The sequence below is a fragment of the Mucilaginibacter sp. P1_D10 genome (assembly GCF_056406215.1).
The window spans coordinates 373,026-386,915 of sequence record NZ_JBFUAP010000005.1; the positions used below are offsets into that span (position 1 = coordinate 373,026).

A 13,890-nucleotide genomic window follows, 5' to 3' on the forward strand; every position below is an offset into this window, starting at 1 on the left:
TTGTTTCAATTAAAACTTCTTCGAATTGTTTTTCCTGTTTACATCCGGCAGAGCGTTATCCGGGTCTACCGTAACGCTTTCTACATCTTGCGTGGTTGGTATGGTAAGGGTGGCTACCTTTTGCTGTAGCCAGGTTTCAACCGGGAAATAGGTGCGCTGTTTGCTGCCGTCTTTGAACTTCACTTCCACCGTAAAAGGCATTACCATCAGCTCTTTATTGGCAACGGTCACTTTGATACCTTTGGTATGGTCTTTATCGGCATATTTGGCATCTATCAGGGCAATATCCAGCAGGTAGTTATTGTAGAACCAGCCCTTCCAAAACCAACTCAAATCTTCTCCTGCCCCGTTCTCCATCGAGCGGAAGAAATCATCGGGCTGCGGGTGCTTGTAGGCCCATTTGTGGATGTAGTTACGGAAAGCGTAATCGAACCTGTCTTTGCCCAGTATCTGTTCGCGCAGCAAAATCAAACCAAAAGCGGGCTTAAAATAGGTGAACGGGTGGCGGTACTTCTCGGCAATGGCATCGGGCTGCGCCATCAAGGTCGGCGCATTCGGGTCGCTGATAAAGGGGATTATCTCGTCGGCCGGGTTGCCACCATTCTCTGCATATTCGCTATCGCGTTTGGGGGCGTATTCGCCTTTGTTGAATATGTCAGACGTGTACACGTCTATAAACGTATTGAAGCCTTCATCCATCCAGGCGAAGCGTCGCTCATCGCTCCCTACGATCATCGGGAACCAGTTATGGCCAATCTCGTGCGCGGTAACCCAAAACAGGTCCTTGCCTTTATCGTTAATCCCATCGAACACGATGCCCGGGTACTCCATCCCTCCCGCTATACCAGCCTCATTAACCGCAACCGGGTAAGGGTACACGAACCATTTTTCGGAGAAGTACTCTATCGAACCCTTCAGGTATTCGGTAGCGCGGCCCCAGGCATCGTTGCCTGCGCTTTCCACGGGGTAAACCGACATAGCCAGGGATTTCTTCCCGCCCGGCAAATTAACCCTCGCAGCATCCCATATATAAGCTTTGGAGGCACCGAAGGCCACATCGCGGGTATTCAGCATCTTGAAATGCCAGGTAAGGTTGCCTTTAACAACGGGCCTCGAAGCAGGGTCGGTAACTTCGGCGGCGGTACGTATCATCACCGTTTTGTCGCTGGTTTTCGCGGCGGCTAAGCGGCTGATTTGTTTGGCGGTAAGCACTTCAGCAGGGTTTACCAACTCGCCGCTGCCTGCTACAATCATGTCTGCAGGCAAGGTTACTTTATAGTCTATGTCGCCATACTCTAAATAAAACTCGCCGCTGCCCAAAAAAGGCGCAGTATCCCATCCGCGCATATCGTCGTACACGCACATGCGGGGATAAAACTGGGCTATCTCGTATATCTTGCCATTTTTAGTATCAACGTAATCCGTCCTCCCGCCAAAATTACCTGGGATGGTATAATGGTATTTCACCACGAAGTTGATCTTGCCCCCCTTCGGCGTAACCGCCGATGGCAGGCGTACCTGCATGCGCGTATCGGTAATAACATAAGCCAGTTTAGTAAGCTTACCGTTTTGCAGCATCGATACGGATTCAATTTGATACCCCTCGGTATGGCCGGGCGCGGCAAAAGCCGTAACCACAAAGTTAGAGCGGGCTTCTTTGCGGTAGGTATTCTGATCGAGGTGCAGCCATAGGTATTGCAGCGCGTCGGGACTGTTATTGGTATAGCTGATATTGGCCGATCCGCTGATGGTTTTGGCAACGGTATCCAGCTTTACGTCCAGCTGGTAATCAACCCGGTTTTGCCAGTATTTGGGCCCCGGCTCGCCATTGGGCGAATGTACCTCGTTGCCATTTTGGGTATAAGGCAAAGTAGAGAAAATGGCTGCCGGCTGGTAGTTGGTGGCAACGGTATCGTAAGGCGATTTTTTTTGCGCTTGCGCGGATAGCACTACTAATGATAACAGCGCTGCGGAGAGGGTGGTGATTTTCATTTGGGGCTATGTAAAAGCACAGCAATATACAAAGTGCGAGCTTAAAATTAATTTTAGTTTGATATTTGGCTAATTGCTACCTTTAAAAAACGCTAAACGTTATCCGATTTGCACTTCCCTGTTAATATCCCCCTAGGTTCCGCTCATATCCCCGTCCATTTTGTATGCGAAACGTTGGCTTATTTCATCGGCTACCGTTACTATGCTCTACTGCGTAAGCATACCCAGGATGCCATCAGCGCTAATAACCGGCTCATTATTTTCATCGGGGCGGCTTTCGGCGCGTTTTTGGGCAGCCATATCATAGGCGTGCTGGAAAATCCCACCCTGCTATCACACTTTAGCCTCATTTATTTTATGGGCAACAAAACCATCGTAGGCGGCATGCTGGGCGGGTTGATTGGCGTTGAGCTTACCAAAAAGCAAATCGGCGTTACGGTATCCTCCGGCGACTTGATGGTGTACCCGCTTATACTGGCCATGCTTATCGGCCGCACCGGCTGCTTTTTTGCGGGACTGGAAGATGGCACCTACGGCATTGCCAGCAAGCTGCCCTGGGCCATTAACTTCGGCGATGGCATACGCAGGCACCCTACCAACCTATACGAGATATTATTTTGGCTAATGCTGTGGCTGGTATTGAGACTAATCGAGCGCAAGCACCAATTCGCTAACGGCGCACGCTTTAAGATATTCATGGCCGGCTACCTGGTGTTCAGGTTGCTGATAGAATTTATTAAGCCTGCTTATTTTTTTGGCTTCGGTCTGTCGGTAATTCAATTAGCATGTATCGGTGGGATTTTGTATTATTATAGAGTATTTCTGTACCCCTCAAAACTCGTAAACACCTATGCCTGAACGCCCGTATATTTATTATGATTTTACGCTAAGCATTTGCTCAACCTGCCTGCGCCGGGTTGATGCCAAGATTGTTTTTGAGGATAGCAATGTTTATATGCTAAAAAACTGCCGGCAGCACGGTTTCGAAAAGGTGCTGATAGCTACCGATATAGAGTACTATAAAAACTGCCGCAATTACGCCAAGCGCAGCGAGATGCCTTTAAAGTTCAATGCCGAAACGCATTATGGCTGCCCATACGATTGCGGCCTGTGCCGCGACCACGAGCAGCACTCCTGCTTAACCGTTATTGAAGTTACCGACCGATGCAACCTTGCCTGCCCTACCTGCTACGCTATGTCCTCGCCGCATTATGGCAGGCACCGTACTTTGCAGGAGATTGAGCAGATGCTGGATGTAGTGGTAGCCAACGAGGGCCAGCCCGATGTGGTGCAGATAAGCGGCGGCGAGCCCACTGTGCACCCGCAATTCTTCGAGATACTGGATATTGCCAAAACCAAGCCCATCAAACACCTGATGCTGAACACCAACGGCATCCGCATAGCTAAAGATGAGGCATTCGTGAAACGGCTGGCCACCTATCAGCCCGATTTTGAGATATACCTGCAATTCGATTCGTTCGAGGCGGAAGCTTTGATCAAATTACGCGGCGAAGACCTGCGCGATGTACGGGCCAAAGCCATCGAAAACCTCAATAAACATAACCTTAGTACCACGCTGGTGGTTACCCTACAAAAGGGATTGAACACGCACGAGATTGGTAAAATCATTGAATATGCTTTGCAGCAGCCATGCATCCGCGGCGTAACTTTCCAGCCTACGCAACAGGCCGGCCGCCTGGAGAACTTTAACCCCGCTACCGACCGCTACACCATGACAGAGGTGCGCAGCGCCATACTGGAGCAAACTAAGGTTTTCAACGCAAACGATTTGATACCCGTACCCTGCAACCCCGATGCGCTGGTAATGGGTTACGCATTAAAGTTAGGTGGACAGGTATTCCCGCTTACGCGGATGATAAACCCGGATGATTTGCTGGACAACTCAAAAAACACCATCGTTTACGAGCAGGACGAGCAATTGAAAGGACACCTCTTGAATATGTTCAGCACAGGCAATTCGGTTGATAAAGCGAAGGAACACCTGCATTCGATTATGTGCTGCCTGCCCGAAATAGATGCGCCGCAACTGGGTTACGATAACCTCTTCCGGGTGATTATCATGAATTTTATAGATGCGCAGAACTTTGACGTGCGCGCCATCAAAAAATCCTGCGTGCACATCGTAAACAAGGATATGCAGATCATCCCCTTCGAAACCATGAATATTTTTTACCGCGACGATAAGCGCGAATACCTGGAACAACTGAGAACTGAAATGGCTGCAACTTTTTAACAAGATATGGAAGAGAAAGACCTTATACCCAAACAGGACTACAGCTACAAGATAGTAGGCATCAACCTGGCCATACTCGCTGCATATACAATTATTGCGGCTATACCGCGCGACGGAATTTTCTTAGATATTTTCTTCATTTTCTTCCATGTGGTATTATGTTTAATATTAACCTTAACGGGACCTAAGCGCTTACAATGGTTACTTAGCGGGTTGCTTGTTTTAATTATTGGTTTTTCTACTTGTATAGGCATAGGTAACCTTAGAGGAGGGCTGTAAAATGGAAGAAGAGAAAAACATTAAACGCGCCGGGTTTTGGGTTATCGGCATTAATCTACTGGTGCTTATCGGCTATACGGTATATTTTGACGTTGTAGATAAGAACCCATATAACTTTATCGGCGTTGCCATTTTAAACGGTATCCAATTCGCCATATGCCTCATAACTGCCATATTCGTTTATCGTAAAGAGTTCCTGTTAAGCGCGGGCATTATCTTGTTGATCGGCTTTTCTACCTGCGCAATAGTATTCGGTCGTTAAAATCGCCCGGGCCATTTTCCTGCAAAAAATTTCAGATTATTTTATGGAAAACGGTTAGCTGCTGCATCCTGCTTTAAAACCAGCAGATATGCAGCCCATCAAAAGCATCAGCATCCCTACCCCTTGCCACCAGGACTGGCAGCAGATGATACCCGTAACGCAGGGCCGCCATTGCCAAAGCTGTAGCAAAACCGTTATCGATTTTACGGGGATGAGCAATGCGGAAGTAATTGCCTATCTGGCTATGCATAAGAATACCTGCGGACGGATTGACGATACCCAACTGGCCGGCATAAATTATCAATTGCAGGCTGAAGATAACAGGCAATTCACATGGAAAGGCCTGCTCGCAGCAGCTTCGATCAGTATGTTATTCCCAGCGATGGATGTCCGGGCGCAAACTTCAGCGAATAACGTGCCGTTGCCTTATGCCTCAGCCCCTAGTGGCAAGTTGACAGGAGGTAATAAAGCAGGCTCCGTTACCGTCGAAGGTAGAGTAACCGGAATGGAAGATGGGCAAGCCATTCCGGGTGTCAGCATTATGGTGAAGGGCACATCAACAGGCACACAAACTGCGACCGACGGCAGCTTTAAATTAAAAAAGCTCAATAGCGCGGATACGCTCAGGATATCATCTGTGGGCTACAAATCGGTAGAAATACCCGTAGGCCAAGCGTCGAACGTGCTTGATATCAGTTTGGAGATAGCACCTACCGTACTGAATGATGTACTTGTAGAGCGATATGCGGGCGTGAAAAGACAATGCAGTATATTGGGTTCTGTTAGTGCCGTCCATGGCAAAAAGGTGCCCTTTTACCTGCGCTGGTGGTATTGGTTGATGCATAAGGCCAAACATATCATCGCAGCCATCAACCCATTTTAAGTGAACGGACTCATCAAATTGTAAACCACGACCTCATGCAATCCATCAAACACATCAGCATCCCCCAGCCCTGCCACGAAGATTGGCAACAGATGACACCCGTAGCGCAAGGCCGCCATTGCCAAAGCTGCTGTAAAACCGTTATGGACTTTACGGCCATGAGCAATGCCGATATTATAGGTTACCTGGCTACGCACAGCAATACCTGCGGAAGGATAAGCGGCCCTAAACTTGCGGCTATCAATAACGAGCTTCATACAAAAAAACAAAATCAATTTTCATGGAAGGGATTCATAGCAGCAGCCTCGCTCAGTGTGCTATTCCCTGCTGTAAAGGCCGGGGCCCAATCCACGCCTAAAACCGAACAAGCGTCTGTTAGCACGCAATCCTTTACTCTCGGTAAAATAGCGCCAAAAGATACCGTCGCTTACATCACCATTACCGGCGTAGTAAGGGCTAAAGACGATAAGTTGCCTGTACCAGCCGCAACCGTAGTTGTAAAGGGTACAAAAATTGGCACGCAAACTTTAAAAGACGGCACATTTACCTTACGTGTTCCTACATCAGCAAAACGCATCGTGGTGAGTTTTTTGGGTTACCAAACCCAGGAAATACGCATCCGCAAGGCTGCGGGCAAGCAGGTTTTAGTCCTTAACCCCGTTTTGGAAACGGCGTGGAGCGGCATGTTCGACATCATCTACCAAAAACAACCGCTATATAAAAGAGGGTTTTATGCTGTTAAGGAATTGGCTATGCAAGCATTCCTGCCATTACGCCTTCTTTTAAAGAATAGGTAAACATCCAAACGTCATCCAGGTCTGCCGCGAGGCCGTATTTAAGATACCTCGACAGTAACAGAAAAAAAGAAATATATTTATGGAATTGCTTGGTCAATTTCCTTATCCTATAAAGCGCCTATGAAGTCAAGAAAAACACGTGGTAAGTTTGATGATTATCAAATCGTTTTAATTGATTATTGCACTTATACAATCAGAAAGGCGCTGTTGTCATGTAAAGTTTTAGTGACTATCACTATGTTGATTTTAGTAAACTTCTTTGCCGAAGCCAGGGAAAGGCCTCGAGAAAATACAAGAAATACCCCAGTCCACAAAATCATCATTATCTCCACCCAAACCTTTACATTACGAGGAAGGACATTGAACAAAAGCACCAACCTCCCTTTGTCAGGCGTTAAAATCAGGTTAAAGGGTACACTTAACGATATTTTTACAGATAGTACCGGAAATTTCAAATTGCAGGTCCCGCCAACAGCCACCTTAATGATAAGTTGTGTAGGTTATTCATCAAGAGAGTTGTTTATTATTAGCCCAGGCCGTACTCCGATAGAAATTTATTTGGAGGAAAGTACAGATTATTGTATAGACCCAGTCGTGAAATCACCGCCCTTTTATAAACGCTGGTGGCGAAAAATCAAAAGCATATTCTAACCCAGCATTCCCGCCATTACGCCTTCTTTTAAAGAATAGGTAGACATCCACACATCATCCAAACCCAGTTTCTGCATTACGTAGATGGTGAGCAGGCTGGCGGTTACGATCATATCCACCCGCACGGGGATGATGCCTTTGGTGGCTGCACGTTTGGCATGGGTAGATTTAATGAGGCGTTCTATCAGTCCCAACAAATCGTCGAAATCGAATTCGTAGCTTTTGGTCTTCTTCAGGTCGAAGGGGTTGCCTTTACCCAGTTCTATCACCTCGGCAAAGCTCTCGAATGAGCCGGAAGAGCCGATAAGCAGCGTAGGTTTATGTTCCATCGCTGCGATGAACAGCGGCGCTAGTTGCTGGTTGAGGTACGCCGTCATGGCTTTGATGGATATAACGGGTATCGGGTCCGTTTTGTGGAATTTATCCAATAGCCGGGCTGCCCCTATCTCGAAGCTTTGCTTCCAAAGCACTTTATTCTTATTGCCGATGATGAACTCCACGCTGCCGCCGCCAATATCTACAATAAGCGCGTTCCTATCCGTAAGCACGCCGCTGGCTTTTATCCCTTCGTAAATAAATGCCGCTTCCTGCTCGCCGTCGATAATTTCTATTTCGATACCTGCCTGTGCCTTTACCTCCGCAATAAAATCGTTGCCGTTAGCCGCGTTACGTAAGGCCGATGTGGCTATGGCCCGCACAGCTGTTGCGCCGTGCTCGTCGATATGCTGCTTGAAACCCTGCATGGCTTTTATGCCACGGGTAAAAGCCGCCTGTTGTATGATGCCCTTGTTGATGCCTCCTTCGCCAATTTTCACAGGTTCGGTTTGGTGATGGATAACGTGGAAGCCATCCGCGCCGGCCTCGGCTATGAGCAGGTGGAAAGTGTTGGTACCAAGGTCCATCACGGCGATGCGTTTGGCAGGGGCGTTAGTTTGTTCGGGCATGGGTAGTAATTAAAAATCCCCGCAAAAGTAGGTCTTTCGCAGGGATTTTTGAATTTATGATGTGGTTTGGGTGAAGAACGGCTTTTATTTTCCATTCCCCTCTTGAGAGGGGGCGGGCGGGACGAGTGCGGCTGCAGGGGTGTGTCGGTTATGCTTTTTGAGGCTAACACACCCCTCCACCCCTCTCAAGAGGGGAATCGCACGAATCCCGCCCTCGCAAGAGATATATTACTCTTTATAAAAGAACCATTTAGCCAGTTCTTTAAAGCTGGCTTTTTTGCCGTACATCAACACGCCAACGCGGTAAATACGGGCGGCAACATAGGTGGTGAACAGGAAACCTACGACCATAAAAAACATCGACAAACCTAATTGCCAATCAGGCACGCCGCCGAATGGTATTCTCACCATCATGGCTACGGGCGCGGTAAAAGGTATCATAGAAAGCCATACCGCCAGCGGGCTATCCGGTGCCTGGAACAGTACCGATACCGATAGCAGGTAGGTAAACAGCAGCGGCAAAGTAATGGGGAACATAAACTGCTGCGTTTCGGTCTCGCTATCCACCGCCGAACCTACCGCCGCGAACAAGGCACTGTAAAGCAGGTATCCCGTAAGGAAATAAAAGATAAAGCAGCCTAAAATGTAACCGAAGGGTATAGTGCTCAACACCGCTATGGCCCCTGCCATCGGGCTGCCCGGCCCCGAAAAAGCGTGCCCCGCAATTTTGGATGTTACTACCGAAAGTATTATCCAGGCCCCGAACTGCGTTAAACCAACAAGGCCCACGCCAATAATCTTGCCCAGCATCAGCTGGAATGGTTTTACCGAGGAGATGATAACCTCTATGATGCGGCTGGTTTTCTCTTCGATAACGCCGCGCATTACCTGTGCGCCGTAGATGAATAGCGAGAGGTAAATCAAAATAGCGCAGGCAATACCTACGCCCATAGTAGCACCCAGGTTGGCATCTTTGGTCCCCGTGTCAGTAACTTCCATGGCATTTACGGATATCCTGTTTTTACTAAGTGCATTTAAAAGGGCAGTGTCGATGTGATGGTCCACCAGGCTTTTTGCCGATGCGATGGCATTCATTTGCCTTTCTACTTCTCCGGTAACTTGATACGTCGGTTTCTTTTTCGATAATATCTGTACCGGCTTTTTGGCGTAATCTTTCGGTATCAGCAATAAAGACATGTTTTCGTCTTGCTGCAGGCTCGTTTTGGCATCTGCTGCGGGCTGCTTCGCATCTTCGAACTTGATATGCTTGGCATTATGCAATTTACCCACAAAGGCACCGCTCTCGTCTATAACTTTTACCAGTTGGTCGCTACTTAGCTCCTGGTTGTTTTTTGCCACGAAACCGATGAGGGCCGACATGCCCAGGATAAGCGCAGGCACCACAAAAATCATCACGATAAAGGCTTTCTTGCGCACACGGGTAACGTATTCGCGCTGTATAATGAGTAATACTTTATTCATGGCTTATTTGATGAGGTTTACTTTTTCGATGAATATCTCGTTCATGCTAGGGATAACCTCCTGCAGCATGTTGATCTTGGTTTTTGGCAGCAGGTATTGCAGCACATCGTTAGCGGTGGTGCCGTTCAGCTTCAATTTGATGGTATGGCTGTTGTCTTCCCCGGCTACATCGCTCAGCAGGTCGAAAGGCTGCGCACCATCGAACGCTAAATGCTCTCCGGTGTACTCTACCAGGTAGGTATCGTTTTTGTAGGAGTTGCGGATGGCTTTCACCCTCCCATCCAATATCTTGCGCGATTTATGGATGAGTGCGATGGCATCGCATAGCTCCTCTACCGATTCCATGCGGTGGGTGGAGAACAATATGGTTGCGCCTTTTTTGTTCAGCTGCAATATCTCGTCTTTGATCAGTTCGGCAGCCACCGGGTCGAAACCGCTGAAGGGCTCATCCAATATAATCAAATCAGGCTCGTGCAGTACCGTTGCCACGAATTGAGCCTTTTGCGACATCCCCTTGGATAGTTCTTCTATCTTCTTCTTCCACCAGGTTTCCATCCCCAGTTTCTCGAACCAGAATTTCAGTTTGGCGGTCGCGTCGGCACGGCTCAACCCCTTCAGTCGGGCCAGGTATATCATTTGCTCGCCTATCTCCATTTTTTTGTAGAGGCCGCGTTCTTCGGGCAGATAGCCAATGCGGTTGATGTGCGATTGATCCAGCTTTTGCCCGTTGAAGTAGATCTCGCCCGAATCGGGTGCGGTGATCTGGTTGATAATGCGGATGAGGGAAGTTTTACCGGCGCCATTAGGGCCAAGCAGCCCGAATATCTTGCCGCTTTCTACTTCTAAACTCACATCGTCTAACGCGCGGTGACCGGCGTATTGCTTAACAATGTTGCGTATGCTTAGCATATGTTGGTAGGTTGGTTTTGATTTTAGATGGACGCAGCAGCCTATTGTTACACATAAACTGTATTAGGCCCGCTGTTATCTTCCGGGTTCTCCTGCAGCGCTTTGATAGCGTTGAAAATGCCGATGACCGCGACCGGGATAAGTAGTTCTGTAAGATTGATGCAGGCGGTAATTTTGCGGTAGCTTAAGATATCAAACGCCCCCTTAGAGACCGTGTACAAACCCACCGCTGCTTTAGCCGATAAATAGATTATCAGTGCCAGCGCGAAATTCTTATATGGCTTTTTTAAACGCGGGTTGTGCGTTTTGAAAACCTGTATGGCAAAGTTGATAAACGAAACAATGATGGCCAAGCCAATTATTTCTAAATAGTTAGAAATTTTATACTGGTCTGTTATAAAAGAACTGCACAGGCTGACGAGCACCGTTGCGCCATAAAAATAAAACGAAATGATTATGATTCGCCTTTCCTTGTAATAAAGCAATATGTAGGCAAGGTACATAAGGAGGATTAGAAAGATTGTTTCTTTTAAAGGATTCAACGCATTTGGATTTCCTTTTTCGGTGTCGATATAACTGAAATTCAGTATATTATATACAACTACGCACATCAGGTAAAACCAGGCAAGCAAGGTAAAAGCCGTAAGGAATTTTAAATCGGGTTTCATTGATTTAAGGAATAGGATATCGTTAAATTGCAGGTGTTCTGTCCTGAATAATTATCGAACCAATATACCAGTAAAAAACCGATATGCGCCGCTTCATCTTATTTATCGCCCTTATTTGTGGCTCCGCCATGGTTGCAAACGCCCAAAACGTTGCCCAGATACCCGAAGCCATTATCTTCGACAGCGATATGGGGCCCGATTATGACGACGTGGGTGCCCTTGCCATGCTACATACCTTTGCCGACAACGGTGAGGCCAACATATTAGCTACCATGGCCAGCACAAATTACCCCGGTGTAGCGGGGGTGTTCAGCGTATTCAACACGTATTTCAAACGCCCTGATATCCCCATTGGCGTACCCAAAGGCAAAGCACTGGACCTGCGCGACTGGCAGCACTGGACAGATACCGTACTGGCCAAATACCCCCACAAACTGAAAACCAATACCGAAGCCTGGGATGCCGTAAAACTTTACCGCAAAATATTGGCCTCACAATCGGACAAAACGGTAACCATCGTAACCGTTGGTTTTTTAACCAATATGAGCGATTTACTAAAATCCGGCCCGGACCAGTTTTCCAAACTTAACGGCCGAGAACTGGTAGCTAAAAAAGTAAAACGGCTGGTAAGCATGGCCGGCAGGTTCCCGGAAGGATGGGAATTCAATGTGATGAAAGATGCCGCTGCCAGCCAGAATGCCTTCGATAACTGGCCTACGCCCGTAATTTTAAGCGGTTTTGAAATTGGCGAAAAAATAAAGGTGGGCCTGCCGTTGATACATAATCAGTCTATCATGAACTCGCCGGTGAAGGATGTGTTCCGCATATGTATCCCCATGGCCAAAGAAGACAGCATAGGCCGCAAAAGCTGGGACGAAACAGCCGTATTAGTAGCGGTACGTGGTTACGAGGCGTATTACAGCCTGATGTTGGGACGCATGAAAGTAGCCGATGCCGGCAACAACACCTGGGACGATAACGGCGATGGGCACTCTTATTTGGTAGAAAAGATGCCCGCTAAAGAAGTGGAGGCAATTATTAATGAGTTGATTATGCACCAGCCAAGGTAATACCGGTGGGGACACCGGTATTGCGGGGAAAGCGTTAAAAAATCATAGTCGTCATTCTGAACTTGTTTCATAACCCCATCATAAAAGTAGCCCCAATGCAAACCCGCTTTGCATCGCCATGAACTAATCAGATGGGGTACCGAAATAAATTCGGCATGACGTTTGGGTATTTCGTCCCTGCAGGGTCCTTTTTCAAAGAGACCCTCCGGGGACAAAAAGCCCGGAAATTAATTTTCCAGGCTTTCATATTTCTATCTTTCGGACTTCCGGTCTTTACCGACTTTAACAACTACTCAAAATATGATTTCATCCGCTCAGCGCAATTTCCTATCCGGATGCTGCCTTGTGTCAAATAATCTAAGGATGATAATTTTATTGGCAGTGATTCGATAAAAGATTTTTAGTCGGCGGTGAACCACGAAGCCTCTAATCCCTTTGTCTGCTACTTCTAAACTTCCTATCTCGGGGAATGCATGGATAAGGTCGACAAATTTGAATACGAGGGTTTTGAAATCAATCGATGCTTTGCTGCCAAAATCTGCTTTGATATAATTTAAAATACTTAAAAAATCCTCATCCGCCTTTTTCGAAAACGCTACTTTAAGACCAGTTGGCATATTTGGCTTTTATCTCTTCAAATGAAATCAGATTGCTTTCGTCTTCGCTTTCCTCATAAGCATCAAGCACGCCTTGCTGCTGTTCGGGCGAAAGCGAGTTCCATATCGCGCCGTCGGCTTTTAGCGACTGGCTCATTGCAGCATAAAACTGCTCGATAATTTCAGGATTATCGGCACGGTCAATCAAATCGTGGAATTCAGATTTTAATACTGCAAGCTTCATATTATAAAGTTACCGGTTTAAATGTAAAAACACAAGGCTAATTTGCACCTCCCCTATTGCATAAAAAAGCCCGGAAATTAATTCTCCAGACTTTGATATTTATCTTTCGGACTTCCCGTCTCTCGGACTTCAAAAACTACTCAAAACACTCCTTCATTCTTTCGAAGAGGTTTTCTCGTTCTTACCCCGGCTATGTTTGATGTTGTATGACCTCTGTAATTTTTTTCAATTTTTGAATCATCAACATAATTGCCACAGGTATAACAAAGTAAAGGGCTTGATTAAAAACCCCTGCTATTTGTATGATTTTAAAGTATTCGAGGCGATTAAAAGTGATAAAAATTCCCATCAATACAGGTATCAGTATTCGCGAAGCAACAATTATAAACACATCTATAGCAATCAGCCTGTAATAAATGCTGATGTGGGTTTTTTTTATCCTAAACGCCTGTATAAATAAGTTAATTACAACCAAAACATTCAGCACACCCGTTGTAATTGTAAGCGGGTTTGAAACTGTTTGATGGAGAATTAATGAATCAGCAATTGTCAGCAAGAGGACAACTGGATATAAGATAAAACTAACAATGATAAACCGCCTTTCTTTCATTCGTTTCAGAACAATAATCAGGAAATAAAACAGCGAAGCGAGCAGCATTTGGCTAATGATGTTTATTACATTTATCAGCAAACGGTTCTCCTCAAGATTGCTAACTCTGAAATACAAGATGGCCAAAATTGTAATGAAATAAAAAACCGAGCGCAAAATCGTAACCGTAAAAATCCTTGGCTGGTTTGGCATCCTTAAATATACATCCCTCCTGTTTATAAAATATCAAAGCCCGGAAATTAATTTTCC

16 protein-coding genes are annotated in these 13,890 nt (G+C 46.6%); 8 read left to right on the top strand and 8 right to left on the bottom strand.

The window, feature by feature from the left end; genetic code table 11:
- Positions 1-9 precede the first annotated feature (9 nt).
- Positions 10-1,992: a M1 family metallopeptidase gene (locus AC1DYT_RS10375; RefSeq protein ID WP_477469541.1), complete on the bottom strand. Its 1,983-nt coding sequence runs from the start codon at positions 1,990-1,992 to the stop codon at positions 10-12.
- Between the two features lie 108 nt (positions 1,993-2,100).
- On the opposite strand from AC1DYT_RS10375, the gene AC1DYT_RS10380 reads away from it, so the two are divergent.
- From AC1DYT_RS10380 to AC1DYT_RS10410, 7 genes are all read left to right on the top strand, one after another.
- Positions 2,101-2,850: a prolipoprotein diacylglyceryl transferase gene (locus tag AC1DYT_RS10380; protein ID WP_477469542.1), complete on the top strand. Its 750-nt coding sequence runs from the start codon at positions 2,101-2,103 to the stop codon at positions 2,848-2,850.
- A complete protein-coding gene (locus AC1DYT_RS10385) occupies positions 2,843-4,246 on the top strand; it encodes a radical SAM protein (RefSeq protein ID WP_477469543.1) in 1,404 nt (467 codons plus the stop codon). Before AC1DYT_RS10380 ends, AC1DYT_RS10385 begins: the two co-directional genes overlap by 8 nt.
- Before the next feature lie 6 nt (positions 4,247-4,252).
- The gene (locus AC1DYT_RS10390; RefSeq protein WP_477469544.1) at positions 4,253-4,525 is read left to right on the top strand and encodes a hypothetical protein; all 273 of its coding nucleotides are present in this window, start codon (positions 4,253-4,255) and stop codon (positions 4,523-4,525) included.
- Between the two features lies 1 nt (position 4,526).
- Positions 4,527-4,787, top strand: coding sequence for a hypothetical protein (locus AC1DYT_RS10395; RefSeq protein WP_477469545.1), 261 nt, complete (start codon positions 4,527-4,529; stop codon positions 4,785-4,787).
- A gap of 88 nt (positions 4,788-4,875) precedes the next feature.
- Positions 4,876-5,670, top strand: coding sequence for a carboxypeptidase-like regulatory domain-containing protein (locus AC1DYT_RS10400; RefSeq protein ID WP_477469546.1), 795 nt, complete (start codon positions 4,876-4,878; stop codon positions 5,668-5,670).
- Positions 5,671-5,705: 35 nt separating this feature from the next.
- Positions 5,706-6,467, top strand: coding sequence for a carboxypeptidase-like regulatory domain-containing protein (locus AC1DYT_RS10405; protein WP_477469547.1), 762 nt, complete (start codon positions 5,706-5,708; stop codon positions 6,465-6,467).
- Between the two features lie 120 nt (positions 6,468-6,587).
- Entirely contained in the window at positions 6,588-7,118 is a 531-nt protein-coding gene (locus AC1DYT_RS10410; protein ID WP_477469548.1) for a carboxypeptidase-like regulatory domain-containing protein, read from the top strand.
- Here AC1DYT_RS10410 and AC1DYT_RS10415 read toward each other — a convergent pair.
- The 4 genes from AC1DYT_RS10415 to AC1DYT_RS10430 all read right to left on the bottom strand — a co-directional run bounded on the left by AC1DYT_RS10415 (position 7,115) and on the right by AC1DYT_RS10430 (position 11,121).
- Positions 7,115-8,062, bottom strand: a complete 948-nt coding sequence (locus tag AC1DYT_RS10415; protein ID WP_477469549.1) for a Ppx/GppA phosphatase family protein — start codon at positions 8,060-8,062, stop codon at positions 7,115-7,117. The genes AC1DYT_RS10410 and AC1DYT_RS10415 overlap by 4 nt on opposite strands.
- Before the next feature lie 228 nt (positions 8,063-8,290).
- Entirely contained in the window at positions 8,291-9,544 is a 1,254-nt protein-coding gene (locus tag AC1DYT_RS10420; protein WP_477469550.1) for an ABC transporter permease, read from the bottom strand.
- A 3-nt stretch (positions 9,545-9,547) separates the two neighbouring features.
- Positions 9,548-10,453 carry an ABC transporter ATP-binding protein gene (locus AC1DYT_RS10425; protein WP_477469551.1) on the bottom strand — a complete coding sequence of 302 codons (906 nt, stop codon included), beginning with the start codon at positions 10,451-10,453 and terminating at the stop codon, positions 9,548-9,550.
- Between the two features lie 47 nt (positions 10,454-10,500).
- Positions 10,501-11,121, bottom strand: a complete 621-nt coding sequence (locus tag AC1DYT_RS10430) for a hypothetical protein (protein WP_477469552.1) — start codon at positions 11,119-11,121, stop codon at positions 10,501-10,503.
- An 83-nt stretch (positions 11,122-11,204) separates the two neighbouring features.
- Between AC1DYT_RS10430 and AC1DYT_RS10435 the strand changes: the two genes are divergently transcribed.
- Complete coding sequence (locus AC1DYT_RS10435; RefSeq protein ID WP_477469553.1) at positions 11,205-12,191, top strand: nucleoside hydrolase; 987 nt, start codon at positions 11,205-11,207, stop codon at positions 12,189-12,191.
- 314 nt (positions 12,192-12,505) lie between these two features.
- Here AC1DYT_RS10435 and AC1DYT_RS10440 read toward each other — a convergent pair whose 3' ends face one another.
- The 3 genes from AC1DYT_RS10440 to AC1DYT_RS10450 form a co-directional block, all read right to left on the bottom strand.
- Positions 12,506-12,808: a type II toxin-antitoxin system RelE/ParE family toxin gene (locus AC1DYT_RS10440; RefSeq protein WP_477469554.1), complete on the bottom strand. Its 303-nt coding sequence runs from the start codon at positions 12,806-12,808 to the stop codon at positions 12,506-12,508.
- Positions 12,792-13,031, bottom strand: coding sequence for a hypothetical protein (locus AC1DYT_RS10445; protein ID WP_477469555.1), 240 nt, complete (start codon positions 13,029-13,031; stop codon positions 12,792-12,794). Before AC1DYT_RS10445 ends, AC1DYT_RS10440 begins: the two co-directional genes overlap by 17 nt.
- 190 nt (positions 13,032-13,221) lie before the next feature.
- On the bottom strand, positions 13,222-13,833 hold the full coding sequence (locus AC1DYT_RS10450) for a hypothetical protein (protein WP_477469556.1): 612 nt from the start codon (positions 13,831-13,833) through the stop codon (positions 13,222-13,224).
- Between the last annotated feature and the right edge of the window lie 57 nt (positions 13,834-13,890).